Source organism: Pseudothermotoga sp., assembly GCF_031962025.1.
Lineage (GTDB): Bacteria > Thermotogota > Thermotogae > Thermotogales > DSM-5069 > Pseudothermotoga_B.
Map to the genome: position 1 here is coordinate 1 of NZ_JAVRKW010000007.1, position 25,011 is coordinate 25,011.

The following is a 25,011-nucleotide window of genomic DNA, read 5'->3' on the forward strand; positions in this document are numbered from 1 at the left end:
ATCCCTATATCCTGGTAAGTCACACCATGTTGAAACGGGAAGCCTAATCTCCTTAATGGGAATCCTATCCCATTTAGGGGATTGGGAGGAGGTCAAGGTGTATGTTATTTCAAAGATGTCAGAAAGGAGGAAAGAGCGCATTTTTTGTATCTTACAGAAGATGGAATTGACTGCGCTGAATTTTGATGAATCAAAGGGCGATTGATCTGTTTGAAAAAGGCTTGAACTGTTCGCAATCAGTTTTTGTAGCTTATGCACCAATATTTGGTTTAGATGAAAAAGTGGCTTTAAAAATCTCATCTGCTTTCGGTGGTGGTATAGCCAGATTGGCGAATGTCTGCGGGGCTGTTTCTGGTGCTCTTATGATAATCGGATTGAAAACAGGTGGAGACATAGAAAATAAAGAGCAGACATATTCTCTTGCAAGAGAGTTTGTTGAACGATTTAAATCGGCTAAGGGTTCTATATTCTGCAAAGACCTTCTTGGTTATGATATAAGCACTGCTGAAGGTTTGCAAAAAGCAAGAGAAAAGAACATTTTCAAAGTAATCTGTCCTGAGTTTGTGAAAGAGTCTTGCAGAATACTTGATGAACTTCTCGATTTTGATGAAAAATCAAGCGAGAATTTGTGAACGATATTTCAGTGAACCTGTTGATTTATGATCTTTCCATCTCTTATAACCACAACGCGGTCGGCTCTTTTTGCTATACGCTCATCGTGGGTAACAATCACCAGTGTTGTACCGTGCTCAACTCGCATTTTATCAAGCAGCTCGATCACATTGCTTCCCGTTTCAGAGTCAAGGTTACCCGTTGGCTCATCTGCCCATATCACACTGGGTTCATGTACAATTGCTCTGGCTATCGCCACTCTTTGCTGTTCGCCACCAGAAAGCTGTGATGGGAATCTATTTGCTTTATTCAAAAGTCCAACTTTTTTCAACATCTCCCGTGCACGTTCTGTCGCTTGCCTGTGGTTTATCCCCAGTATTTTGAGCGGAAGTTCAACATTTTCAAGAGCCGTGAGAACAGGAACCAGGTTAAAAAACTGGAAGATAAAACCCATGTGCTTGGCTCTGAATTTAGTTTTCTCCTCTTCTGTGAGAGAATGGAATGCAATGCCATCAAAGATGATTTCACCTCGTGTTGGAGAATCTATCCCTGAAAGGCAGTTCAAAAGAGTGGTTTTTCCAGAACCAGATGGTCCAAGAATTGCCATGAATTCACCATCTTCTATTGTGAGATCAATACCTTTGAGCGCCTCTACCTGGTTTTCTCCTTTTCCATAAATTTTATAAAGCTCTTTGATCTGTATCATCCTTACCCTCCTCATTCGGGTGCTCTCAGTGCTTCAGATGGGTTTTTCTGAGCAAAGATCACAGGCAAAAACACGACAGTTACTATGACAACATATATTGCCACAATCATAACAGCAAAATACCACACTGGAAAGACAAACTGTCCAGAACCAAACAACGTAAAGATCAATCGCACAAGATCTTTTGATTCCAAAAAACCGGCAAAGGCACCTATTGCAATCCCCATTGAAGACATGATCACATTTTCTAAGACAAAGGCAGTACCAATGTCCCTGGAGCTCATGCCGATTGCCATCAGAGTGCCAGAGAGTCTTTTCCTGATTAGCACACTGCGCAAAGCGTGAAATGCTATGCCACTGAAGCCACTTATCAGTCCAAAATAAAGCAATGCAACACCTGTTTGTACAAGAATATCAATGCCTGAAAACAGTCTGTTCAGTTCTTCAGTTATATACACGGGAAAGTCAAGTTTCTTTGTATAGAATTCTTTTATCTGTGAGACCATTTGCGGCTCAACCTTTCCAAGGATCACAGGAATGACTCTCACGTTTTTCGGCATACTGTTCGTCGATGCAATGTATTTAACCGGAACCATCAGTTTTCTCATGTCAAAGGTGTCGATGACCTGAAAGCTCATAGTCTCACTTTCACCGATTCTAAAAGGTGATTTCACAGTACCTGAGATTGTCGATGGCTTTTTTTCTTGCTGTGAAACATGTCCAACAACAACTGTACCTGGCTGCAAGAGTTTTTTTCTCCACTCGGTATTTGTTTCAATAGAAACAACAGCTTTTTGTAAAAAACTGCTGTCAACAAAAGCTATCAGATCGTCCTCAAACTGGGCTATATAAACCTTGGCTGGATCTTTCAAAGTATCTACAGAATCTATTTCTCCCTTTGCAAAGACCAGTTTCAACGGGTTGTAAACTGCCATGAAATTGTAGCCGAAAAGCCCTGTTTTCAGTCGCTCTTTCAAGAACTGTTCAACGTTGTATGGGATCGTCATGACAATCACCATCATGAAGATGATCAGGCTGAACATCAGAGTAATCACAAAGGTGTTTTTCCTGTACCGATCCACGTAAGAGAGTGCAATGAAAGTAGAAACTGAACCTTTTTTCGAAAACCTCGAGAAAACCTTTCTCAATGGACTGACGATTGACAAAAATACCAAGCAACTACCTATGAAAAATCCCAATCCTCGTTGCAAGATCTTCCACACACTCACAGATTCAGCTGGTGTGGAAAAATATAGAAAGATTATCAAAGATATGCCCACAATAAAACTGAGCAAAGTAATCACAGTTGATGTGATAGACGAAACTTTTTGTTCTTGAATTCTCAGCATCTGTACAGGTGGCTTTCGAGTTATGCTGCGTATTTTGAAAATGAATATCAACAGTGGAAATATCAAACCTGCAAAGATGCCGATCACTATTGTTTTAGGAGAAATATATAGAGCAAGCTGTGAAAACCCTGTGCCAAATCCACTGGTGAAAGTACTGGTAATCGTCTGCAATTTTTGAAGCAGAAAGTTTCCAAGAAAAATTCCAATCACACTACCCACAAATCCGGCTATGAGTAAATAAACCATGCCCTCAAGGATGAGTATCAATGATATGTGTCTGGCTTTCATTCCAAGAATTCTCAATGTTACCATTGTGGTATTTCGCTCTTGAACAAAACTCTGTGCAAACAGGTAGACCAGTACAAAGGCTGCAATCATTGAAAAACTGCTAAAAGCGATTGTCAAATATCCAAGGGCTTTGCTCACCGAGGAATTTGCAAGACGTGATTTCATACTGACTGAATTTACACCAAGTTCTGTTTTCAGTTTTTCTACAAAAGCGTCATGCTGGTCTATTGGCATCTTAAGGCTCATATAAATTCTCGTTGGAAATGCCACAATGTTTTTGAGATAGTCTCTGCTCACAAAAACCGTGCCGGTATACTGCAAATTCTCTCCACGAAAATTCAAAAAGCCTTTCTGACCTATCTGCGCAACTCTTAACTGTATTTCTCCTCTTGCGATATTCAGCGTGATGGTGCTGTCTTTGGAAATATTCAAAAAATCTGCAAGATCCTTTGAAATGATTGCATTACCGCCGGAAAGTAAAACCGGTGTTTGAACAAATTTTTCCAGATCCTCTGGCTCAACACCTATGATAAGACAGTCCTGGAATTTCGAGCCGTACTCTATTCGTCCAAGTGTTTCGGCAACAGGTAAAATAGACGAAATATCTTGCTTAACGACTAATTCATCTATGATCCTTTGATCCAATGGCATTTTGAAAAAGATGTTGTTCCTTCTATTTTCAACATAAGCATCTGCTACACCAAAGTTTGCTGAAAAGCTTTTTTCTATGTAACGACCAACAGAATCGTTCAGAGAAAGCCCACCTACAAGAAGCATCGAAGGAACACCTATACCAAAAATCAGAACAAAAACCGATTTGAACCTCACAAGGAAGTTTCGAAAGGCTATCTTGAAAGCTGTTCTAAACAGAACCATCCACTTCCCTCATTTTTGAGATTGTTTTTCTATGTATATTTTCGTATCTGTCTCATCATCCATGACAATCACGTGATAACCACTTTTACTGCAGTAACTGATAATTCTTTCTTTAGAAAGGGGATAATCCACTATTACAAGCACAGTCTCTCCATCTGCCAGTTTTTCAAGTTCTCTTCTCACAGTGAGTTCCGGTATGGGGCAGACTTCACCTCGAAAGTCAAAGATTTTTTTGGGTTTGAAAAGTTCATCAGCATCTTTTTTATAATAAACATTTTCGGATGCGGGCATTTCTCGCTTGTTTGATACAAAATTGATGGCTTCTTCAATAATTCTGAGCATGCGTGCGGATGAAAAATCAAATCGATCGCCATCTGGAGTTTTTACGATCGAAAGAATCCCACGGCGATGCATTTGCATGAGATATCTGTAAGCCGTTGAAAGATCGACTCTTAGTTTCTGCGCAACTTCATTCGCAGTTAAACAGCTGTCAAGAAGGAGCGTCAGTATTTCGAGTCGCTTTTGGTTTGAGAGTATTTTGAAAAGTTCGACCAGATCAGACCTTTTCATTTTCAGTTCATCATCCTTGGTAAAATGCCGCGGTTTCACCGCGGCAATGATCTTGTACTATATTTTAACACATTAACCTATGAACTGTGGTTCAGATTCAACAATTTCGATAAACTGCGAATAATCGATCAAAGGTACCTGTGAATCTTTTTCATCATAACCCCTTGCCAGAAAATCGTCCTTTATCGCGAATGTTTTTGCTTTTGTATCGACCTTTTTCAGTGCCCAGAAAACGCCGTTTTGAATGAACACTATCTTATCCTCTGCTCTGGCGTTTTCGATTTTCAGTTTTTCGATCGGATGGTCTGTCCCGTATTTGACAAGTATCAACGCCATCGTATCACCTCACATGAAAATGACATAGTCAAAATCGTGGAGAAAATCAGACAATTGATCTTTGTCCATCAACTGCGCCGAGAATTTTTCTTCCAGTTCTCTGACATTGAATTTTTCAAGATCCTGCTTAACTGCATAGACTTTGGTCCCGTATCGCTTTATGTAATTGTGACAGATAGAAAGTGGCAGCAAACCAAGAGCTTCGGGTTTGGTATTCTTCGACAGTGCAACACAAGCTTCGTTCAGAAGAAGAACACTTGGTTCGAGATCCTCTCCATACATTCCAAAAGCCGTTCTAAAAGCTTCATTCACCCATATACTTCCCACTGGAGATTGGTAGGCAACAAAGAGCAATTTTTTCATCTTTCCCACCTCAAGCCATCAGGTTTATGAATCTGTCGGTAGTGGCAAGAAGACTCGCCAGTTCCGGCAGACCACTTGGTCTTGAACCATCTACGATCATATCTTCTTTTATTCCCCTGTAATCCATGCAGATGCCACAGATGTCAACTCTCAACTTACCAGAACTGATCATATCCTTCAGCTTTTCAGGGATATTCCTGTCTATTCTGATCGGTTTGATATTCTTGTTCACACAGATCACAGAATCTGCGAACAAAAAGAGAGTTACTTCATGTCCTCTGTTAACAGCCGCTTCAGCGATTTTTATTGCCGTGTCTATATCCTCATAAGTGTAAGGTTGAACCATCGCCTGTATTGTTATCTTCATTGTGATCTCTCCTTACCAAATAGAATCCAAGCCATTGTCCAGTTACCGAGTATGAAAAAGATCGAAGCTATGATTGAAGATATTGCAAGCTGAGGTACCCCGGTCAGGAAGTGCCCTATATTGCATCCATCAGCTGTTGCAGCACCAAAACCCATCAGAATTCCACCCACCATGACCTGCAGATAAGTTTTTGGACTTTTAGGCATTCGCAGTTTGAATTCTTTTGCGGCGAGTGAAGAAACAAGTGCTCCAAGTATTATGCCTATTATCTCTGCGCCTTCCCAGGACAGAGGTTTTTTGTTCGTATAGACACTGAACAGGTTGACCCATCCACCTGTGATACCAAGCCCGTAATTTCTTCCCGCTTTTGCACTTGTCCACCAGGCGATGGGTGCAAGTATCGCTATGAGAATTGCGGCAACGACCCAATTCAATTTGGTTGGTCTTTCAGAAGTCTTGGTTCCAAATGCGTACCACATCAACAGAGCCGCAAAAATTAAAACAGCAATCCACGGATTGATATTCAAAACGCTCGCTATGGTTGGTCCTGTTTTTGGAGCATAAACTGACTGGCTGTTCTGCACCGTTATGTTGAAATTCGCAATCCACTTTTTCCAGGGTGAGAAAAGACCGGAACTTGTTGCGTACGCAGTGAGTCCGTAAAAAATGGCAGCCATCCATGCAGTTGTCATACCTTCACCGGATCTGTAAGTCACACCAGAGGCACAACCACCTGCCAGCACCATTCCAAGTCCGAAGATATAACCGCCAAGAATATTTGCTATCCAGTTGAGAGGCTTGGGATTGAGTGCAATCAGTCCGAACTGTGCAAACAAAAGTAGAGTGATCGATTCAAGAGCGAGTGCGAGAGCCGCGAGCTTCATCAGGTAATTGTCTTTGAAAATCAGTGTATCTCTGAATGCTGAGTTGAAGCAAATCCTACCGCGTTGAAGAATTATTCCGAATATGAATCCTATCAAGAGCCCTGTCCAGACCACAGAGACCGCCTCCTGTTATTTGACCTTTATGTATATCTTCCATTCACTTTTTCCAACTTCTTCAATTTCCAGAACTTCATGTCCCAGTTTCTTGACCGTTTCAGGTATTCTTTCTTTGGACATGGGATAGTCAATCCACACCTCCAGAATTTCTCCAGATTTCATGTCCTTCAAAGCCCTCTTTGTTTCAACATCTGGAACAGGACAGACCTCTCCACGAACATCTAAACTTTTTGCCACTTGGTACTTTGCCATATTTCCACCTCCTATTTGTGAAAAAAGTATCATTTTCTAAAAAAAGGTTATCCTCTCTTGGTGAATTGACATTGGCATATATATTACAACTTGGTAAATCTGGAAAGTGACATGAAGAAAGTTCTCTGTTTCACTGACAAAACTTGCCGCTGTGGTTTTATGCATGACATTTCCAGGTCTTTGCAGGCGAAATTTAGGCTGAATACCTATCAACAACCAAAAGCGACTCGAAATACTGACGCTCCTTTGTAATTCATCCTGATGAAAACTTTTTGCAAGTGCCATGAACATAAACGCTATAAAAATTTTGAGGTTGGTGCAAAACGATGTGGATGAATTTTATCGATGCAATATAATGTACCTTATATTGCAAACACATTCACCATATATACACTTCAACAGACTTGCCTGGCAAATCTCAAACGTAATATTCTATTTTTCGACTTTTCATATCTATCTCAATCTGGTGTAATGAAAAACTGGTTTGATCAGCTATTGGATGATGGACCGAATAGCAATTCTTTCAGACCAAGTACTCAAATTGTATGAAGAACTCAATCAGATTCAAAAATCTTTTCCCTCCTGCGATGGTTGCAGAGAATGTTGCAACACGCCTGCGTACAATATAGAAGCAACTGTTCTTGAATTCATACCGCTGGCAGTTCACTTTTCCCAGGTGAATCTTTTAGATAAATGGCTTGACAGAGTTGAGCAGGCCACAGAAGAAGATATCTGTGTACTGTTTGATCCTGATAATTCAAAAGGTGGCTGTACCTATCATGCGTTTAGACCTCTAATCTGCCGTCTGTTTTCAGCAAGTCTGGTAGTGAGAAAAAATATCATACAGCCTTTGAGTTGTAGATATCTTCGCAATAATCTCATGAGCCACATTGCTGAGTTACCAAATGCTCAGGATTACTTTTCAAAACTTTTATCCATAGATTTCTTCCTTGCTTCATCAAGGTATCCAATCAACACCGCTTTGAAAAAAGCTCTTCAATACGTGGGCTTGTACTATACCACGGGAAAATTCACACGCCGTTCAGCATGACCGACAAAACCACTCATTGATCGACCTATGCTTGATTTTTCAATTTTATTATTAATTGCCAAGTACAAATAATTTCTATAATTCAAAATGATTTTTTAATTTTTATATACTTTTATGATCTTTTTAGATTTTGAAAATCATAAAAGAAATGCATCGCCAATAACGAAAATGCATTTTGATAATCACTTTTCAATTTAATACCACCTGCATAATACAGCCTTGGATCACTTTGTATTTGCTCACCTGTTTTTGAAAAAGAAAAAGATAGGACACAATCTGAAAAAGGAAGATCTCTTGGAAGGATCAAACCAGATTCCATAGATTCATTGTCAGTGCAGAAAAAAGTGGTACAGAGATGTTATCATCCACAGAAAGCGGTAACATTTCACACAGCGTTGCCGCCGCGGCACCTGATATACCTACATAAAAATTGATCAATCCAACGACACTTGTAAAATAAGCAATAAACACAGATACAGATAAATGAGCCAATGTCCCCTCGACGGTTTTATGAAATATTTTTCTTTTTCCGAAAGACATTCCTATTAATTTTGCAGACAGGTCACTCAATGAGAGCAAACTTATTGACAGGATAGAAATGTTCCTCTGGAAAAGGAAAAATGTTACCCACACACCTATTAAAAACAAAGTCATTGAGGATATCTTTCTTTTTTCACCCTCTTTGTACAATTTGAATTTCATACTGGAGTGAAAGAATTTATTTGCTTTATTACTCATTAGTCTGGTGATATCAGTTGACATGAAGATCAGTAAGACGATGCCCAACAAAAGCAAGAAATCCTGGCGTGGCATTATCAATGCAAGATAATTCAAACTTATCGCCGCGGGTCTTATAAAGACTCTCCAAATGCGAACATCAGGTTTGAATTTGAACAATTCTTGTTCCACAGCATTTCTCAGATTTATGAGAAAAAGTATCCCGATGACTGTTAACGCAAACCATCCGTTTATTAGCCCAACTCTGATGTATATCAGCAGTGCCAGAGCCGGTAAGACGAATAATCCCACTACGTCACCCTTTTTTGAAGTGTAAAAAATAATCAAAACAACAAATAGCAATGCAAATAAATCTGCAAGCAAAAATTTGAACGGTACCATTCGGGAGATTTTCCATAAATTGATGAACAATAAACCGATTGTTGTTGCTGCACCCTTACCACCACGGAATTGTAGATAAAATGGGAAAATATGCCCTATTACTGCACATAAACCACTCAGATACCCTACCCACAATGGGTTACCAAACAGGATAGAAAGCCATATAGCGATGACACCTTTTGAGAGATCATAAATAGCTGTTATAATCGCAGGAACAAGCCCTGCTGTTCTAAAAACATTTGTTGTACCTGCGTGAAAACTGCCAACAGTTCTTATATCGATCCCTACGATTGCTCTGGTTAAAAAATATGCAGGTAGAAAACTACCAATGAGATATCCAGAAATCAGGGATAACCATATCATTTTTCTTTCACCTTAGAAAGTTTCACAGCGATGTACTGCTCATTTTTCTGCAAAATTGCATATCTGTTTTTCTTGTCAACAACTACTTCGACAAGCTCGTAGCCTTCTTTTATCTTTTTGTCAAGCTTTTTCTTGTCTGACTCGGTATACTCCATGAAATTCACCCCTTTTTTGAGAAAAACAGCTCTTTTGGTCTAAAATAGCAAAGTTCGCTGCAAAGTTCTAAAGCTTCTTTGATTGGAACCTGTCCTCTGTCCACCATTTCACCAACCACATCACATAAAACTCGTCTGAACATTTCGGTACGCGAACCATAAGACATGAGTTTACGTGAATCTGTGACCATCCCGGCAAAATTGCTCAACAGATCGACAGAAGCTATGTATTGCAACTGGAATCTCATTCCGAACGGGCTGTCATTGAACCACCACGGCGCACCCAAGAAAACATTCTCAAAGGCTCGCGCTATGGTTGAAGCAACCGACAGATATGTCATGTCCATACAGTATAAGACTATCTTGAGTTTACCATCAAAAGCGTTGAAGAATTCCTTCATTCCTCTCGCAATATCCACAAAACCGGCTGAAATGTCCCCACCGCTATCAGGACCAAGTGAGTCAAAAAGTTTCTTCCTGTAATCTCTGTACGAACCTATGTGAAGTTGCATTGTCCAGTTTGTCTTTTCATTCATTTGTGCAAATTGATACATCATATAAGATTGAAAAATCACTAAATCTTCGTATGACACGGTCTGCTTCATGGATCTGTCAAATATTTCACTTGCTTTTTGTTTACTGACAGGTTCCAGAAATGGGTCGAGCAAGGCGTGATCGCTGCAGACGCATCCTAATTTATCAAAATATTCATGGGTTTTCTCAAGGGCACTTAGAAAGTCATCGAGATTGGATATATCTGTATTTGTTGATGTTGAAAGCTTTTCAACATAATTTTTCCAGTCTTTTGTATCTATTTTGCAGGCTCTGTCAGGTCTCCAGGTCGGCAGAATTTTGATACCTGATATTGTTTCACGAGCTAATTTGTGGTATTTCAGATCTGAAGTTGGATCATCTGTTGTGCACATTATCTCGACATTCATTTCTTTGAGTACATTTTGTGGTTTCATTCTATCTTCTCTTAATATTTGTTTTGATTTGTACCATATCGTTTCTGCGGTTTGCTTGGATATGATCTCATCTATTTTGAATCGTCTTTTCAGGTCAAGATGAATCCATTCGTATGTGGGATTAGCAACAAATTTTGGGAAAACCTCTGCTAAAGCAAGCCATTTTTCATAATTGGTGGCATTCCCTGTTATTTTGTCTTCAGTCACTCCCCTTCTCCTCATTAATTCCCAGACGTAGTGATCTGTTGCAGCCTCAACCTCCCATATATCATTCCATCCTTTGTTTTCGACTATTTCTTTTACATCCCCATGGTTGTGAGCATCAACTATTGGTAGATCCTTCACTGCTTCATACAATTTCACAGCATTTTCATTGCTGAGCAAGTATCTTTCACCCAGAAAGTTCATTTTCATTCCCCCCGTATATAGACTTTTTCGACATGGGGACAAGTCATAGCCCTCAATAAAGCACCATAGCTCAATCTAAATCTCATGGTATCGCCAACATCAATCTTTCTTTCTAAATCTGTGACATCAACTATGGTGTGATCGCTCGATGCATGTATCACCTCAGCACCACTGTCCAGTGGTTTCAAACCTGCTGGAATAATATCCTGCTCGCCAAGCGCAAGTATAGCGCGTTTGCGTTTGCCTCTATCGACAAAAATGGGCTTTCTTCCAAAGGCATCATGACCGGTTTCTCCTTCAGGAAAAGAAGGTTTTGTCTTTACCTCGATTACCTGTGCTTCTAAAATAATCGCATCCTGTCTTAACCAGTTGATCTGTCGGTTGTTTGTCACATCGGTTCCAAGAAATATTGCTTCTCCGACTCTGTATTGATTGACACCTGAAGGTAGTTCTCCGCTTTCAAGTAATTTGAGAGCAGCAGTGTTTCCACCAGACACAACAGATAATTTGCATGAAGTCCTTTTTTCGACCATATTTTTAATCTCAACAAGTTTCCCCAAGTTTTTATTGGACGGTAGTACACCACCATAGCACCCTAAATTCGTTCCGACACCTGTAATCCGTGCTTTTTTCAACATCTTCACGGCTTGAATAATCTCTTCGACAGCGTTTTCGTACCACACACCTTCTCTCAGATCACCAACATCTACCATGTATATGAGATTGACAGACCTGCCGGTGTTCTCGCAAATTTCCTCAATTACTTTCACAGTTTTTAACTCGGATACAAGGATATGATCACACAGACTCACAATTTCTTCAAGCTGGCTGATGGCTGGTATTCTCAGCATCATGAAAGGTTTGTCAATACCTGATTTGATCATCCTTTTGATATTCTCAACTCTTGATTCGCCTATGATATTCACACCTGCGTTTTTCATACACTGGGCAATCTGCGGATCTCCTAAGCTGACTTTTGTCACACCTACAAGTTCCACACCGTGTTTTGAACACAGCGAGAGAATATCCTTTGTGTTCTTTTCAAGTAAGTTCAGGTTTATATATATCCTGGACATGAGCAACCTCCTATTCTATGTCGTCTTTCATTCCGATTTCATTCAATATTATGAAATCCTTATCTCTCCAATTTTTCTTCACCTTGACGTGAAGATCAAGGTAAACTTTTGAACCCAAGATCGATTCTATCTCTATTCTGGAAAGAGTTCCTATTTGTTTGAGCATATTTGCATTTTTACCTATGATTATTCCTTTTTGGGAATCTCTTTCTACATAGATGGTCGCTGCTATGTACAGTAAATCATCCTGGCGCTTTTCCATACTGTCCACTATGACAGCTACACAATGCGGTATCTCTTCTCTTGTAAGTAAAAGTATCTTTTCTCTTATTATCTCTGCAATTTGAAATGAAATTGGACGATCAGTTACCATATCCTGAGGAAAGTACATGGGACCTTCGGGCATCTCATTTTTGATGGCTTCAAATAGATTTTCAATACCTTCATTTTTGACTACACTGGTGAAGAAAACCTTTGAAAGACAACTGCATTCACTCATACTCGTTTTTGCTACAAGCTCATAATCACTTGAAAGATCTATTTTGTTGACGACCAGAAAAGTTCTGGTCCTGGAAAGTTTGACCAGTTCGCATATTCTTTTTTCTGGTTCACCAAAGCCCTTGGTTGCATCTACAACGAATAATATAAGGTCAACGCCTTTCATTGCCTGAACAGCGGCTTTCACCATGAACTCTCCAAGTCTGTGCATTGGTTTGTGTATACCTGGTGTGTCTGTGAAGATTATCTGGTGTTCTTTGTCTGTGTAAATACATCTGATTTTGTTGCGTGTGGTCTGCGGTTTTTCTGAAACGATGAGCACTTTTTTACCAAAAAAGGCATTTACAAGACTTGATTTACCAACGTTTGGTCTACCTACAAGTGTGACAAAACCAGACTTCAAACCATTTCACCTCTTTAACTTGAAAGCGTATGGCAATAGCTCACTGACTGTGGTTGATATGTATTTTCCCTTCAGATTTGTTAAAATCACCTGGAAATCCCCAAACTCACTCATTACCTGTCTGCATGCACCGCATGGGCTGACAGGTTCAGGAGTGTCTGCCACAACGACGAGTTTCTCTATTTCTCTTTCACCTGCGGCTATAGCTGAAAAGATCGCAACTCTTTCGGCACATACAGTTAACCCGTAAGACGAGTTTTCGATGTTGCATCCTGTGAAAATCTTTCCGTTTTTTGTGACAACAACGGCTCCGACGCGAAAACCTGAATAAGGCGAATAGGCTTTATTCATCGATTCTATTGCCATTTTGATCAATTCTTCATTCTTCAGCAAGATCACCCCTTTTGATAGTCATCAGCACACGCTCGATTCTGTTTTTGGTTGCTGCAACAACTCTGAAGTGAAATTGACCGATATCTATTTCTTCGCCAACTGAAGGTATTCTCTGAAACAGTTCCAGAAGATATCCAGCCAAGGTTTCGTGTTCTGTTTCCTCAAAGTGGATGTTTAATTCACGCTCAAGATCATTTATGGGCGTTGTGGCATTTATCAAATAGCTGTTCTCACTGACCTTTTTGATTCCACTGATTTCATCATAGTCATACTCATCCATTATCTCACCGATCAATTCCTCTAAGATATCCTCTAAAGTTACAATGCCTGCCGTTCCCCCAAATTCATCGACAACTATAGCTATGTGTATCTTTTTCTCTTTGAAAATCTTCAACAGTGTACCAACCCTCATTGTTTCAGGAACAAATATGGGCTCTCTCATGATTTCCTTTACTTTTTTCTCACCGAGCTCTTGTGCACCATTTTGTTGAATGTATCCGACTACGTCCTTTGCATAGCAAACACCAGTGATGTTGTCTATGTCTTCTCGATAAACCGGTATTCTGGAATAGCCCTCGCGATTGACAACTTCCATGAGCTCCAGTAGCGATGTGTTTTCTTCCACTGCAACGACATCAACTCGTGGAGTCATGATTTCTTTGATGGTTGTTTCATTCATCTGAAAAGTTCTTTCAACGATCATACCTTCCTGGTGGTCTATCGTTCCACCTTCTTTTCCAAGATTAACAGCTTCGATGATATCTTCAGAGGTAATAAAAGGAGCGTCTTCCATGGCTTGACCACCAAAGATCTTGACTATTTTATTGCTCAAAAAAAGCAGCAACTTGATCACGGGGCTGAGCAATCTCTCAAAAAACACTATGAATTTTTCTGTCAGGCTGTAAACTTTCTCTGAATATTCACGCGCATAAATCTTTGGTGTGATTTCTCCGAATATTAAAACTACCGTTGTTGTAAAAATCGTGCCAAGCAAGGCAATTGCTCCGCTGTTCATATTTTTGAACAATCGCACAAGAAGAAGCGTGGCAATAGAAGAAAGCAGAAGATTGACAAAATTGTTCATGACCAGAGTTGCTGTTAAAAGCCGATTAACTCTGTGAATACCCTCCTTTTCGTCCCTTTTCAGGAGTTTAAATCTACTCACCGAAGTGAGAGCCGTTTCAGATGCCGAAAACATCGCAGAGAATATTAACAAGATCAGGATGAACAACAGATACAGAAAAACCGAGACACTACTCGCTGGATCATCCACTTAGATCTCACCTCCTCAATAATGATACCTTTGACCGTGGATGATCTTAAAAGCCCTAAAAAGCTGTTCAAACAGCACAACAACTGCAAGTTGATGGGTGAAAGTCATTTTTGAAAGAGAAAGCAGTTCATTTGCTCTTTTTTTCAGAGTGCTGTCAACACCGAAAGGTCCTCCAACGACAAAGACTATCGACGATGTTTTCAACATCAATTGAGATAGATGTTTTGCAAAAGAAACTGAATCGAGATTTTCTCCACTCTGGTCCAGTAAAACTACATAATCTGATTCCTTCACACGAGATAGTACCTCCTGTGCTTCCTGTTTCAGGGCAATTTCATTGAATTGTGTCGCTTTAGCGTGTTTCAATTGCAAAAGTTCTACTTGTGTGAAAGGTCTTAACATTTTCATATATTCGCTGCACGCCTTATATGCATAGTCCTTGAGTTTGCCTACCACTATAACTTCAATTTTCAAAGATCTGACCCCTTTTCACAGTATACTCCGGAATTATTCCCACAAAATACGTTATAGTTTCAAGATCTGCGTCTTTGTAAATCACAAAATCGGCGTCCTTACCAACTTCGATGGTTCCCAACCTGTCTGCTACACCAAGTACACAGGCAGAATTGAGCGTATAAGCAGTGAGAACTTCCCAAGGTGACATTCCAAGAGATCTCACAGCTATATTCATGACAAGTGATGGTTCAAGTACAGGGCTTGACCCGGGGTTAAAATCACTCGCCAGAGCCACAATTGCTCCACTGTCTATCAGTTTTCTGGCTGGAGCATAAACTTCACCCAAGTAAAAACTCGTGGTTGGCATCAAAACAGCTATTGTGTTGCTCTGAGAAAGAATTTCAATGTCTTCATCATCGAGCTTCAGCAAATGATCAGCAGAGACTGCATTCAACTGGATTGCGAGCTTCACTGCGCCTATGTTAGACAGCTCGTTTGCATGAATACGGATTTTGAACCCATTTTCTTTGGCTGCCTTGAGATATCTTTCTGTGTTGTATATATCAAAAGCACCGACATCACAAAAAACATCAACAAAATCACATCTGGTTTTTACAAGATCAAACATTTTTATCAAATAATCGACATAATCTTGCTGGTTGAAATCTATAGCAACAGCATGGGCACCCATGAAAGTCGGAATTATATCAACTGGTGATATCTTTTTGAGGATTTCCATTACTTTGAGCTGTTTGAGTTCGTTTTCTTCGTCAAGTCCATATCCAGTTTTACATTCTATGGTTGTCACACCTTTTCTGAGAAAATATTTGACAAATCGAAAATTAAAACGAACAAGTTCGCTGATCTCTGCCTTTCTGAGTTTTGAAACAGATTCGTAAATTCCTCCTTTAGAGTTGTGTATCTGTGAATAGGACAAACCGGAAACTCTTTTCAAGAAGTCTTTTTCTCTGTAACCGTAAAATGGAACATGTGTGTGACAATCCACAAAACCCGGAACGACAAGATCTGCTTGTAGAAAAAATGCAGTTGATCGAGGTTCGTGATCTGAAAGATCTACTATCTTACCATCTTCAACATGTATAAACACATTCTCATACTTTTCAACCTCAGACATCTGAGAACCTCTTTTAGGACTGTTCCCAATTGGTGTGTACAACCTTTTTGCATGCACAACCATCTGCATTATTTCTGGGCACCTTCTTTTGCCAAGATCTCCATGACGCGATTTTCGATAATTCTGTTGATTCCAAAGTCATCCAGTTGTAGATAATACTGCGCGACTTCGAGCATCGCCTGCATCGGAACCATGCCTATTATCTCTGTTCCAACTACTGGTACACCGTATCTTTCGGCTTCTCTTTTGATAGTTTCAAATACTCTGAACAGAGGACTTTTCTTGTAGTTGGTCATGTTCATAGAAACCTGCACCAGATTTTTATCTTTCAATTCCACAGCTATTGCCTTTACATAACGATATCCACCACTTATGTGTCTAACGGCTTTAGCGATTTTTTCAGCTATGTCTATTCTGGTTGTTCCCAGATTCACGTTGAAAGCTATCAGGTATTCTCTTGCACCTACGGCTGTAACACCAGCAGTTGGATGTACCTGATCCGGTCCAAAGTCCGGTTTCCACATGGGTTGTTTTATTTTTTCAAAAAACCCTTCAAACTCACCTTTCCTTATCTCTGAAAGATTTTCCCTGTGTGGTGCTGTTGCTGATTTTTCGTATAAAAAGACTGGTATCTGCAACTCTTCACCTATCCTCTTTGCCAGGATTTTGGACAACTCAACGCACTCAGACATCTCTGCCCCCATAACAGGCACTAAGGGTATGACATCGGTTGCTCCCATTCTTGGATGTTCTCCTTTGTGGTTTCTCATATCTATCAATTCTGTAGCCTTCTTTGTCATGTTGAAAAGAACGTTCAACAGAGGTTCAGGATCGCCCACGAGTGTGACGACTGATCTGTTGTGGTCGCTGTCCATCGACCAGTCAAGAACCCAAACACCCTTTACGTTTTCCGCCTGAGCAACTATCTCCCTGACGATCTCTTCACGTCTGCCCTCACTGAAATTCGGTGCTGACTCTATTATTTTCACATGACCACCTCCTGTTTTCACATGTTGATTATATCATCTGTGATTTGATAGATTCGATACTTGATTTCGAATGTTAATTTGACTATAATTATGGTCAGGAGGTTTTGTTGTGCCAAAAAACAACGAGACATTCTACAGCCTGGCACAGGCAAAAGCAAAATTGTCTGAGGTTGTCAAAAAAGCACGTAAAAGTGATGTTCTGATAACAAAAAACGGCACACCGTGTGTTGTGATAATCGATTATCAGAAATATAAAAAGATGTCGAAGTTAATCGATGATCTGTACGATTTGTACCTGCTTGAAATAGGTGATCCATCGCGGTTTGGTGAAATAGATAAGCAGCAATTAATTGAGGAAGATATTGAGGAGGTGTAATGATGGCACAGGTAGATCTTGAGAAAGTCACAAAAGTGTACGAGAACAAAGTAGTTGCTGTGAAAGAGGCAACTTTCACAATCAACGACAAGGAGTTTGTAGTACTGCTTGGACCTTCAGGATGCGGGAAGACCACAACTCTCAGAATGATCGCAGGTCTTGAGGAAATCACATCAGGTACGATCAGAATCGATGGGAAAGTCGTCAACGATGTCGAGCCAAAGGATAGGGACATTGCGATGGTTTTTCAGAACTACGCACTTTATCCGCACATGACCGTTTATGAAAACATGGCTTTTGGTTTGAAGCTGAGGAAGTTCCCCAAAGCGGAGATCGATAAGAGGGTTAGAGAAGCTGCAAAGATACTCGGTATTGAAGAGTTGCTCGATCGTAAGCCGAGACAGCTCTCAGGCGGTCAAAGACAGCGTGTTGCAGTGGGAAGGGCAATTGTTAGAAATCCAAAGGTTTTCCTGTTTGACGAGCCTCTGTCCAACTTAGATGCCAAGCTGAGAGTGCAGATGAGAAGTGAATTGAAAAAATTGCACCATCGTCTTGAAGCAACGATAGTCTATGTCACACACGATCAGGTTGAAGCTATGACAATGGCTGATAAAATCGTTGTTATGAAAGATGGTGTCATACAACAGATAGGCTCGCCTTATGAAATATACAACAAACCTTCTAACATGTTCGTCGCCGGATTCATAGGAAGCCCTGCTATGAACTTTGTCGATGCCACTTTGGTAGCTGAACACGGTGGAATATGGGTGAAGACCTCTGGTTTCAAAGTAAAAGTCGTCAAGGAACACGAATCAACGCTTGAAAAATGGATAGAAAAACAGGTTGTGTTCGGGATAAGACCGGAGAACATTTTTGATAAGCTATTTGCACTGGCTCCACAGCCAGAGAATACCATCCAGGGAATCGTTGATGTGGTAGAACCTCTTGGCAGTGAAACCCTGTTGCATGTCACCGCTGGTAGTAATTCTATAGTTGCCCGCGTTGATCCAAGAACAAAGGCTAAGGAAGGAGAAAAGATCGATCTGGTCTTGGATATGAACACGATACACATCTTTGACAAAGAAACACAACAGGCAATAATATAAAGCGGTCTTTACAACTATTGGGGGCTTTTGCCCCCAATTTTTTTGGTATAATCTCACACATAGGGGGTTGTACTCTGGAGTTTTTGAGATTGATCAGGCCAAAGCATTGGGTGAAAAATCTTTTTGTTGGTGCACCTTTAGTGTTCTCGGGTAAATTTACACAGATGTCGTTCATCTATGCTTCATTTGTGGCATTTATTAGTTTTTGCTTTCTTTCAAGTGCAATATATATTTTGAATGACATCAAAGATGCGCCGCTTGATAGATTACATCCTGTTAAGAAAAAAAGACCAATAGCAGCAAATCTGATAAAACCAGGGCAAGCTTTGCTTTTTGCATGTATTCTCATATTGGTTTCATTTGTGCTTGGATTTTTCATAAACTGGCAGGTCTTTGTTTGCCTGTGTGCTTATCTACTGCTGAATATCTTTTACACCATGAAGGGTAAGAACATGGTTTTAATCGATGTTTTTTGTATCTCGGCTGGTTTTGCACTCAGAGTGATCGCTGGTAGTTATGCGGTATCTTCTCTGCCATCTGGCTGGCTCGTTGCAAGCACCTTCTTTCTTGCGCTTTTTCTTGGTTTTGGAAAACGAAGAGGAGAACTCATTTTCTCACAGAACAACGGTTCTGAGACCAGGGCAATTTTGAAGTACTACGATACACAACTTCTTGGCAACGTTATGATTTCAACAGGTACAGCCGCTATGGTTATGTACACGCTTTACACACTTGATTTAAGAACAATTGAACAATTCAACACGGACAAATTGTATTACACCATACCTTTTGTTGTGTATGGTATATTCAGGTACATGTTTTTGCTTTTGAAAAATGGTGAAGGTGAGCCCACAGATGTTCTCTTGAAAGACAAGGGGATGATTCTGTCAGTTCTTCTGTGGTTTTTGACCGTGATTTTGATCATATACCTTGGAGGAAAAGTTTCATGAGGCAATTTCTCGTATTAACAATCGCGATAGTTACCAATGCACTTGCCAATGTTTTTGTCAAAATGGGTGCTTCTTCTTTCAGTGAAGAGAAGTTCCCTGAACTTTTTATTCACTATTTGAAGAATATCTATATATGGCTTGGTCTTTTCTGCTTTGGTCTTGGTTTTGTTTTTTACAGTATGCTCCTGACCAAGGCAAAATTGAGCGTTGCATATCCAATAATGACCAGTGCGGTCTTTGTGATTGTTTCGATTCTTTCAAGTATTCTCTTCAAAGAGAGTTTTTCTGTGTACAGGATCGCAGGAATAGTGATAATAGCAATTGGTATATGGATGGTTTCAACTCTGTGAGGTGATAACTTGAAAAAATCAAAGGTGGCAGTGCTGAAAACACGGCCTGAGAGCGTTGTTGAGGATTATACAAAACTGATACAGATGGCGGAGATAGAAAAAGCACTCGATAAAAACAGTGTAACCATCCTTAAGGACAATATCTCATGGCATCTTCCCATGCCTTCGGCAAATACCACACCATGGCAACTTGAAGGGACCATACAGGCTTTGAAGAGATTTGGCTTTCAGCAAATTGTAGCAGTCGAGAACAAAACAGTTGTCACTCGACCCAAGCATGGAGAAAAACTCAACAAATTCGATGTTGTTTACTCAAAGTACGAAATACCCGTTCTGTACAACTTCGAGGAAAAGGACATGAAATGGATTGACTACAAACCAAAATCAAAGCTGAGGGCACTTGACAAAATATTCCCAGAGGGCATCAGATTACCCGATTATTTTTTTGGAAAAAACATTGTCCATCTTCCAACTATGAAGTGCCATATATATACAACGACAACCGGTGCTATGAAAAATGCCTTTGGTGGTTTGTTGAACACCAAAAGACATTATGCGCACAGCTGGATACATGAAACGCTCGTCGATTTGCTCAAGATCCAGAAAGAAATTCACAGCGGTATTTTTGCCGTCATGGATGGGACCACGGCAGGCAATGGTCCCGGTCCAAGAACGTTGAAACCTGTCAGAACAGATCTGATTCTCGCGAGTGCTGATCAGGTTGCCATAGACGCTGTCGCGGCAAAAATCATGGGTTTTGATCCGATGCAAATTGATTATATAAGGATGGCTGATGAAGAAGGCTTGGGTAACGGGAAGATTGAGAACATAGAAATTGTGGGATATGATATATCAGAACTGAACTACAAATTCACAGTTGGAGACAATCTGGCAAGCAGAGTTGGCGATCTTCTGTGGTTTGGTCCTTTGAAAAGATTGCAGAAACTGTTTTTCAGAACACCCTTAGTTTACATCTTTGTTCTGGCTTCAGAGATTTACCACGATAAATTCTGGTGGAATGTGAAGGGCAAAAAAATCTTTGAAAAGTGAAAGAAACAAGTTCATTTGGAGGGAAGATTGTGGGTAAAATATCGAAGAAAATCATTGTCCTGGTACTGACCGCTTTTGTGCTTTCTTATTTTGTAACGTCGATTGGATTCTGGCTGGTTGAAAATGTTTTTAGTGTGGCAGGACGTTTCTTTTTTTATTATTCGCACAATATATATGTGGAAGGCAAAGGACCTGCTCCAAATCAGTACAGACTCTTGTCATACTGGTTGGTTGAAAAATTATTTAAACACGTACCAGTGCGCTGGTACTGTAGTCCATATCTCACTGCTAAAAGATGGGCGGGCTTTGATAATAACCCAAATGCCGTACTTGACAATAAGCTGAATCTGGATTCGTACTTTCCCGAGCAAGATCGAAAGAAGCTTGCGAATGACATTGAAAATTTCCTAAAGGAGAGATTGTTAGAAACCACTGATAACGTAGTGATGACAAACGTTTTGTTGAATGTTGTAAACAGTCTGGGCTGGAAAGATTGGTTTCAAGATCCTTTCAAATTTGTAAGTGAATTATTTAAACAGCTTCCATACGATGTCACACAAATTTTCGACGATAAGAGCGACTTGAACAGAGTCATTTATGGATATGCCACTATGCGTTTCTTCGCTACGGCTTTTGTGCTGTTGCTCTTGTATTCATGGATGAGAACCTTTTGCAGTGAATTTATTTCTTATCTTTCCATGTTTGCTTATTCCATATTTTTGGCGTTCAGTTACGGTGATTTTCTACAGCAAGAGTTTCATCTTTCACTGTTGCTGTTTATTCTTGGAGTAATGCTCATTTATAAAGAAAAACCGTGGTGGAGTATTTTCTTGCTTGTGGTAATTCAGTCTTTTATGAGAACAGATCACGCATTCTTTGTTGCTGTTATCTATGGTCTGTATAGCTTCCCGTGGAATAAGAGCAAGTTGCTCAAAGTCATTTCTGTGTCAGTTTTCCCTATTATGATGACCTATCTTCTGGCGAAGGTAATATTCCCGAATGCTGTTTATTACACGCCATTGATCAGGATAAAAGATAACCTTCATGATCCTTGGGCATGGATTTACCCAATGATATTTTTTGCGTTACCATTGATTTTCATACAAAAATTGAGAGAAATTGAATTTTACAAAAAGACATGGATCTGGGTAATACCATTCTTTGCTCTGAATGCAACAGTAGCGCTGACCAGAGAAGTTCGTCTGTTCTTGCCAGTCATGGCATATCTCTTCCCGGTGTTTTGGATCGGGATAAAATCGTTGTATAATACAAACGAAAAGTAAATAAGAGGCGTCAGAGGGTACCAGGAAGGTTTAAAAGGGAAGCCGGTGAAAATCCGGCACGGGGACGCCACCGTAACTGGGGACGAAACCCACAAAAGCCACTGGCGGAAAGCTGGGAAGGCGTGGGGAGTAGGATGATCCAGGAGTCGGGAGACCTGCCCTTTGATCGACATCACCACTTTCTTCGAAACCAAGAAGGTGGTGAAAAATTTTGCAAAGGAGGTATCCAAATGAGAAGTTTGAGGAACTTTTTAATTGTTTTGATGGTAGCTGTCTCTGTATTAGCACTTGCCTATCCAATCACCGTTGTTGATGATGCAGGCAGATTGGTCACAATCACATCTCAGCCACACAGAGTAGTCAGTGCGGCACCTTTGGCGACGAAATTCCTTGAGTACCTTGGTGTTGAAAGCAAAATAGTCGGGGTGACAAAATGGGATGATTTTCAAGCAGAGAAAATAGGAGATATGGTCCCACTGAACATCGAAAAGATACTGAGCTTGAAACCAGATATCGTTTTTTTGTCTGGAGGGTTTCAACTGCCAGAGGTTTCAAAACTCGATGAGCAGAAGATCACAACGATCGTTCTAAATCCCAACACGGTGCAGCAGATAATCAACGATCTTGTGCTGGTTGGTATTGTGTTTGATAAAGCCGATGAAGCAAGAAAATTAGCCGCTCAACTCAACAATTTCTACATTTCCATAGCCAAGAAGGCATATACAATTCCTCTGGAAAATAGAGTTAAAGTGGTGTATTTACTCGATGTGCCCGGTCCTGAAATTCGCGATATCTGGACTTGCGGGCAGGGTTCATATTTAAACGACATCATAACACTCGCCGGCGGTGTGAATATAGCAGCCCCATACACCGGAGCAAATGGGTGGTTAACTGTTTCCATTGAATTTATAGCTGCTCAAAATCCTGATGTAATCATCGTAGCAAATTACGTTCCAGGCGCGGAAGAACAGGTCAAACAGAAACTACTACAAAACTCTTTATTCAAAAACATCAACGCAGTCAAGAAAAACAGAATATACGTTTATGATGGAAATCTTTTGTCACTTGCAGTACCACAGCTAATAAGTTTTGTTGAAAAATTCTACAACGATTTCTATGGAGGTAAATAGAATTGAAAAAATGGCGCTTTCTTTCGGTGGGTCTTTTGCTAATCAGCACGATAATACTCTGCGCAGGCTTTGGAGGAACTAAGATACCATTCACTGAGGTCCTAAAATCTATATTCTTGAGAAAAAGCAACTGGCAGCACATAATCTGGAATATAAGACTGCCGAGAGTGATTATGTCTGTGATAACCGGTGCTGGTTTAGCCACCGTGGGAAGCGTCTTTCAGGGTCTTTTAAGAAATCCACTTGTTGATCCATACCTTCTTGGAGTATCATCTGGCGCCTCTTTTGGAGCAGTTCTTTCTCTGCTGCTGGTAGATGTGTTTGGCTTAAATCTGTTGCACAAAATGTCCATACTGAGTTTTGGTTTTGCAATTTTAGCTGCTTCCATGACCGTAATTCTGGGCAGAAGAAACGGCGTAACGCCGATAACCGAGCTCATACTCAGTGGTGTACTGGTCAGTATTTTGTTCAACTCTGCCACTATTATGATCATGATGCTTTTGAGGAAAAATATCACACATGCCTACGTATGGCTTTTTGGAACTCTGTCAGGTATTACGTGGAAAGATTTACCACTGCCTTTACTGAGTGTTGTTGGTTTTGTCATGGTTTCCACAGGCTTGTCACAGCAGCTAAATGCCATATCTCTTGGTGAGAACCAGGCAAAGATTTCTGGAGTTAACGTTGAGTTCGTAAAGATCCTCATCTATTCAGCAGGAAGCTTTACTACAGCCATGATCGTTTCAGTCTGTGGAGTGATTGGATTTATCGGGTTGATAACACCGCACATGGCACGCAGGTTGTTCGGACCTGATCACAGAATTTTGATTGTTTCAAGTGCTCTGACAGGTGGAATATTGCTTTGTATATGTGACACCTTAGCAAGATCTTTAATAAGACCTTCTGAGATACCAATTGGCGTAATAACAGCCTTTGTTGGTGCACCGGTGATGTTTTTTCTCATGAAAAGAGGTGGTGCCAGTGGCTGAAATTGTTCTCAAAGATGTGAGTTTCCGTTACAGTAACAGGAATCAGTTTGCAATAGACAAAGTCAGTCTGCAAATAAACAAAGGCGATTTTGTGGCATTACTCGGTCCAAATGGATGTGGAAAAACAACACTGCTCAAGATAATAGCCGGGCTTCTACCAGTCTCAAGTGGATTGGTCAGAATAGGCGGGAAAGATCCGTCTAAGATCAGAAGGAAACAGTTAGCAAAAATGGTCGGATTTGTTACACAGGATTTTGCACCGGTTTACAATTACACAGTGAATCAGATCGTTTTGACTGGGAGATTACCTTACTCAAGGGGTTTTTTCTCATCATGGACAAAAGAAGATGTTGAAATTGTTAAAAACGCACTTGATAAAGTAGGCTGTGCCAAATTCGTTGATAGATTATTTTACAATCTCAGCACAGGTGAACAGAAAAGAGTGGCTATCGCCAGAATACTGGCACAGGATACACCTATTCTGCTCTTAGACGAACCAACTGCACATCTGGACCCCGGTCATGTGGTGAAAATAAAAGATCTTCTGAAAAACCTGCATCAGGATGGCAAAATCCTGGTCGCCGCTTTCCACGATATAAATGTGGCTGCTGAATTGTGCAACAGATTAGTTTTAATGAAAGACGGAAAGATAATCTTCTGTGGCAAACCCGAACAGGTGATTAACACCAGTAATCTTGAAATAATTTATGGTGTCAAGGCTTCGATAATCACAAACCCAGAAACAAAACGTCCTGTAGTTGTTTATTAGT

At 40.3% G+C, this 25,011-nt stretch carries 30 protein-coding genes and 1 riboswitch; of the genes, 12 read left to right on the plus strand and 18 right to left on the minus strand.

Annotated elements, in window-relative coordinates; genetic code table 11:
• On the plus strand, nucleotides 1-205 hold a 205-nt coding region (locus AC4E92_RS06710), incomplete at its 5' end, for a hypothetical protein (protein WP_490239824.1).
• A complete protein-coding gene (locus tag AC4E92_RS06715; protein WP_490239825.1) occupies nucleotides 186-632 on the plus strand; it encodes a C-GCAxxG-C-C family protein in 447 nt (148 codons plus the stop codon). The genes AC4E92_RS06710 and AC4E92_RS06715, both read left to right, overlap by 20 nt.
• Before the next feature lie 8 nt (nucleotides 633-640).
• Here AC4E92_RS06715 and AC4E92_RS06720 read toward each other — a convergent pair whose 3' ends face one another.
• The 8 genes from AC4E92_RS06720 to AC4E92_RS06755 all read right to left on the minus strand — a co-directional run bounded on the left by AC4E92_RS06720 (nucleotide 641) and on the right by AC4E92_RS06755 (nucleotide 6,720).
• Complete coding sequence (locus AC4E92_RS06720; RefSeq protein ID WP_490239826.1) at nucleotides 641-1,318, minus strand: ABC transporter ATP-binding protein; 678 nt, start codon at nucleotides 1,316-1,318, stop codon at nucleotides 641-643.
• A gap of 11 nt (nucleotides 1,319-1,329) precedes the next feature.
• On the minus strand, nucleotides 1,330-3,831 hold the full coding sequence (locus tag AC4E92_RS06725) for an FtsX-like permease family protein (RefSeq protein WP_490239827.1): 2,502 nt from the start codon (nucleotides 3,829-3,831) through the stop codon (nucleotides 1,330-1,332).
• 9 nt (nucleotides 3,832-3,840) lie between these two features.
• Nucleotides 3,841-4,401, minus strand: a complete 561-nt coding sequence (locus tag AC4E92_RS06730; protein WP_490239828.1) for a sulfurtransferase TusA family protein — start codon at nucleotides 4,399-4,401, stop codon at nucleotides 3,841-3,843.
• Between the two features lie 72 nt (nucleotides 4,402-4,473).
• Nucleotides 4,474-4,737: a DsrH/TusB family sulfur relay protein gene (locus tag AC4E92_RS06735; RefSeq protein ID WP_490239829.1), complete on the minus strand. Its 264-nt coding sequence runs from the start codon at nucleotides 4,735-4,737 to the stop codon at nucleotides 4,474-4,476.
• Between the two features lie 9 nt (nucleotides 4,738-4,746).
• Nucleotides 4,747-5,100 (minus strand): intracellular sulfur oxidation protein, encoded by a 354-nt coding sequence (locus AC4E92_RS06740; RefSeq protein WP_490239830.1) that lies wholly within the window; start codon nucleotides 5,098-5,100, stop codon nucleotides 4,747-4,749.
• 10 nt (nucleotides 5,101-5,110) lie between these two features.
• Nucleotides 5,111-5,467, minus strand: a complete 357-nt coding sequence (locus AC4E92_RS06745; protein ID WP_490239831.1) for a DsrE/DsrF/TusD sulfur relay family protein — start codon at nucleotides 5,465-5,467, stop codon at nucleotides 5,111-5,113.
• Nucleotides 5,464-6,465 (minus strand): thiosulfate transporter TsuA, encoded by a 1,002-nt coding sequence (gene tsuA / locus AC4E92_RS06750; RefSeq protein ID WP_490239832.1) that lies wholly within the window; start codon nucleotides 6,463-6,465, stop codon nucleotides 5,464-5,466. The genes AC4E92_RS06745 and tsuA overlap by 4 nt, the downstream gene beginning before the upstream one ends.
• Nucleotides 6,466-6,480: 15 nt before the next feature.
• Nucleotides 6,481-6,720, minus strand: a complete 240-nt coding sequence (locus AC4E92_RS06755) for a sulfurtransferase TusA family protein (protein ID WP_490239833.1) — start codon at nucleotides 6,718-6,720, stop codon at nucleotides 6,481-6,483.
• 484 nt (nucleotides 6,721-7,204) lie between these two features.
• On the opposite strand from AC4E92_RS06755, the gene AC4E92_RS06760 reads away from it, so the two are divergent.
• Entirely contained in the window at nucleotides 7,205-7,771 is a 567-nt protein-coding gene (locus AC4E92_RS06760) for a YkgJ family cysteine cluster protein (protein ID WP_490239834.1), read from the plus strand.
• Between the two features lie 303 nt (nucleotides 7,772-8,074).
• Here AC4E92_RS06760 and AC4E92_RS06765 read toward each other — a convergent pair whose 3' ends face one another.
• The 10 genes from AC4E92_RS06765 to ftcD all read right to left on the minus strand — a co-directional run bounded on the left by AC4E92_RS06765 (nucleotide 8,075) and on the right by ftcD (nucleotide 17,007).
• Nucleotides 8,075-9,253, minus strand: coding sequence for a glycerol-3-phosphate acyltransferase (locus tag AC4E92_RS06765; RefSeq protein ID WP_490239835.1), 1,179 nt, complete (start codon nucleotides 9,251-9,253; stop codon nucleotides 8,075-8,077).
• Nucleotides 9,250-9,408 (minus strand): hypothetical protein, encoded by a 159-nt coding sequence (locus tag AC4E92_RS06770; protein ID WP_490239836.1) that lies wholly within the window; start codon nucleotides 9,406-9,408, stop codon nucleotides 9,250-9,252. The genes AC4E92_RS06765 and AC4E92_RS06770 overlap by 4 nt, the downstream gene beginning before the upstream one ends.
• Before the next feature lie 5 nt (nucleotides 9,409-9,413).
• Nucleotides 9,414-10,784, minus strand: a complete 1,371-nt coding sequence (gene uxaC / locus AC4E92_RS06775) for a glucuronate isomerase (RefSeq protein ID WP_490239837.1) — start codon at nucleotides 10,782-10,784, stop codon at nucleotides 9,414-9,416.
• A 2-nt stretch (nucleotides 10,785-10,786) separates the two neighbouring features.
• Nucleotides 10,787-11,860: an alanine/ornithine racemase family PLP-dependent enzyme gene (locus tag AC4E92_RS06780; RefSeq protein WP_490239838.1), complete on the minus strand. Its 1,074-nt coding sequence runs from the start codon at nucleotides 11,858-11,860 to the stop codon at nucleotides 10,787-10,789.
• 10 nt (nucleotides 11,861-11,870) lie between these two features.
• The gene (era, locus tag AC4E92_RS06785) at nucleotides 11,871-12,761 is read right to left on the minus strand and encodes a GTPase Era (RefSeq protein WP_490239839.1); all 891 of its coding nucleotides are present in this window, start codon (nucleotides 12,759-12,761) and stop codon (nucleotides 11,871-11,873) included.
• 6 nt (nucleotides 12,762-12,767) lie between these two features.
• Nucleotides 12,768-13,151: a cytidine deaminase gene (locus AC4E92_RS06790; RefSeq protein WP_490239894.1), complete on the minus strand. Its 384-nt coding sequence runs from the start codon at nucleotides 13,149-13,151 to the stop codon at nucleotides 12,768-12,770.
• Nucleotides 13,141-14,427, minus strand: a complete 1,287-nt coding sequence (locus AC4E92_RS06795; RefSeq protein ID WP_490239840.1) for a hemolysin family protein — start codon at nucleotides 14,425-14,427, stop codon at nucleotides 13,141-13,143. The genes AC4E92_RS06790 and AC4E92_RS06795 overlap by 11 nt, the downstream gene beginning before the upstream one ends.
• 15 nt (nucleotides 14,428-14,442) lie before the next feature.
• Nucleotides 14,443-14,901: a 23S rRNA (pseudouridine(1915)-N(3))-methyltransferase RlmH gene (locus AC4E92_RS06800; protein WP_490239841.1), complete on the minus strand. Its 459-nt coding sequence runs from the start codon at nucleotides 14,899-14,901 to the stop codon at nucleotides 14,443-14,445.
• On the minus strand, nucleotides 14,891-16,018 hold the full coding sequence (hutI, locus tag AC4E92_RS06805) for an imidazolonepropionase (RefSeq protein ID WP_490239842.1): 1,128 nt from the start codon (nucleotides 16,016-16,018) through the stop codon (nucleotides 14,891-14,893). The genes AC4E92_RS06800 and hutI overlap by 11 nt, the downstream gene beginning before the upstream one ends.
• Before the next feature lie 68 nt (nucleotides 16,019-16,086).
• Nucleotides 16,087-17,007: a glutamate formimidoyltransferase gene (ftcD, locus tag AC4E92_RS06810; protein WP_490239843.1), complete on the minus strand. Its 921-nt coding sequence runs from the start codon at nucleotides 17,005-17,007 to the stop codon at nucleotides 16,087-16,089.
• A 109-nt stretch (nucleotides 17,008-17,116) separates the two neighbouring features.
• On the opposite strand from ftcD, the gene AC4E92_RS06815 reads away from it, so the two are divergent.
• The 9 genes from AC4E92_RS06815 (at nucleotide 17,117) to AC4E92_RS06855 (ending at nucleotide 25,010) form a co-directional block, all read left to right on the plus strand.
• A complete protein-coding gene (locus AC4E92_RS06815) occupies nucleotides 17,117-17,383 on the plus strand; it encodes a type II toxin-antitoxin system Phd/YefM family antitoxin (protein WP_490239844.1) in 267 nt (88 codons plus the stop codon).
• Between the two features lie 2 nt (nucleotides 17,384-17,385).
• Nucleotides 17,386-18,489, plus strand: coding sequence for an ABC transporter ATP-binding protein (locus AC4E92_RS06820; protein WP_490239845.1), 1,104 nt, complete (start codon nucleotides 17,386-17,388; stop codon nucleotides 18,487-18,489).
• A gap of 89 nt (nucleotides 18,490-18,578) precedes the next feature.
• A complete protein-coding gene (locus AC4E92_RS06825; protein ID WP_490239846.1) occupies nucleotides 18,579-19,439 on the plus strand; it encodes a decaprenyl-phosphate phosphoribosyltransferase in 861 nt (286 codons plus the stop codon).
• Nucleotides 19,436-19,789: an EamA family transporter gene (locus AC4E92_RS06830; RefSeq protein ID WP_490239847.1), complete on the plus strand. Its 354-nt coding sequence runs from the start codon at nucleotides 19,436-19,438 to the stop codon at nucleotides 19,787-19,789. The genes AC4E92_RS06825 and AC4E92_RS06830 overlap by 4 nt, the downstream gene beginning before the upstream one ends.
• 9 nt (nucleotides 19,790-19,798) lie before the next feature.
• On the plus strand, nucleotides 19,799-20,839 hold the full coding sequence (locus tag AC4E92_RS06835; protein ID WP_490239848.1) for a DUF362 domain-containing protein: 1,041 nt from the start codon (nucleotides 19,799-19,801) through the stop codon (nucleotides 20,837-20,839).
• 29 nt (nucleotides 20,840-20,868) lie between these two features.
• Entirely contained in the window at nucleotides 20,869-22,122 is a 1,254-nt protein-coding gene (locus tag AC4E92_RS06840; RefSeq protein ID WP_490239849.1) for a hypothetical protein, read from the plus strand.
• Nucleotides 22,121-22,299: riboswitch (cobalamin riboswitch) on the plus strand. (Overlaps the previous gene by 2 nt.)
• A 53-nt stretch (nucleotides 22,300-22,352) precedes the next feature.
• The gene (locus AC4E92_RS06845; protein WP_490239850.1) at nucleotides 22,353-23,252 is read left to right on the plus strand and encodes an ABC transporter substrate-binding protein; all 900 of its coding nucleotides are present in this window, start codon (nucleotides 22,353-22,355) and stop codon (nucleotides 23,250-23,252) included.
• A gap of 2 nt (nucleotides 23,253-23,254) precedes the next feature.
• Complete coding sequence (locus AC4E92_RS06850) at nucleotides 23,255-24,241, plus strand: FecCD family ABC transporter permease (protein WP_490239851.1); 987 nt, start codon at nucleotides 23,255-23,257, stop codon at nucleotides 24,239-24,241.
• Entirely contained in the window at nucleotides 24,234-25,010 is a 777-nt protein-coding gene (locus tag AC4E92_RS06855) for an ABC transporter ATP-binding protein (RefSeq protein WP_490239852.1), read from the plus strand. Before AC4E92_RS06850 ends, AC4E92_RS06855 begins: the two co-directional genes overlap by 8 nt.
• Nucleotide 25,011: the final 1 nt, after the last annotated feature.

Bases quoted from the DNA above. Each gene is read 5' to 3' on its own strand.
- AC4E92_RS06715 (WP_490239825.1), top strand. From the start codon at position 186: ATGAATCAAAGGGCGATTGATCTGTTTGAAAAAGGCTTGAACTGTTCG.
- AC4E92_RS06720 (WP_490239826.1), bottom strand. From the start codon at position 1,318: ATGATACAGATCAAAGAGCTTTATAAAATTTATGGAAAAGGAGAAAAC.
- AC4E92_RS06725 (WP_490239827.1), bottom strand. From the start codon at position 3,831: ATGGTTCTGTTTAGAACAGCTTTCAAGATAGCCTTTCGAAACTTCCTT.
- AC4E92_RS06730 (WP_490239828.1), bottom strand. From the start codon at position 4,401: ATGAAAAGGTCTGATCTGGTCGAACTTTTCAAAATACTCTCAAACCAA.
- AC4E92_RS06735 (WP_490239829.1), bottom strand. From the start codon at position 4,737: ATGGCGTTGATACTTGTCAAATACGGGACAGACCATCCGATCGAAAAA.
- AC4E92_RS06740 (WP_490239830.1), bottom strand. From the start codon at position 5,100: ATGAAAAAATTGCTCTTTGTTGCCTACCAATCTCCAGTGGGAAGTATA.
- AC4E92_RS06745 (WP_490239831.1), bottom strand. From the start codon at position 5,467: ATGAAGATAACAATACAGGCGATGGTTCAACCTTACACTTATGAGGAT.
- AC4E92_RS06755 (WP_490239833.1), bottom strand. From the start codon at position 6,720: ATGGCAAAGTACCAAGTGGCAAAAAGTTTAGATGTTCGTGGAGAGGTC.
- AC4E92_RS06765 (WP_490239835.1), bottom strand. From the start codon at position 9,253: ATGATATGGTTATCCCTGATTTCTGGATATCTCATTGGTAGTTTTCTA.
- AC4E92_RS06770 (WP_490239836.1), bottom strand. From the start codon at position 9,408: ATGGAGTATACCGAGTCAGACAAGAAAAAGCTTGACAAAAAGATAAAA.
- uxaC (WP_490239837.1), bottom strand. From the start codon at position 10,784: ATGAACTTTCTGGGTGAAAGATACTTGCTCAGCAATGAAAATGCTGTG.
- AC4E92_RS06780 (WP_490239838.1), bottom strand. From the start codon at position 11,860: ATGTCCAGGATATATATAAACCTGAACTTACTTGAAAAGAACACAAAG.
- hutI (WP_490239842.1), bottom strand. From the start codon at position 16,018: ATGTCTGAGGTTGAAAAGTATGAGAATGTGTTTATACATGTTGAAGAT.
- AC4E92_RS06820 (WP_490239845.1), top strand. From the start codon at position 17,386: ATGGCACAGGTAGATCTTGAGAAAGTCACAAAAGTGTACGAGAACAAA.
- AC4E92_RS06830 (WP_490239847.1), top strand. From the start codon at position 19,436: ATGAGGCAATTTCTCGTATTAACAATCGCGATAGTTACCAATGCACTT.
- AC4E92_RS06845 (WP_490239850.1), top strand. From the start codon at position 22,353: ATGAGAAGTTTGAGGAACTTTTTAATTGTTTTGATGGTAGCTGTCTCT.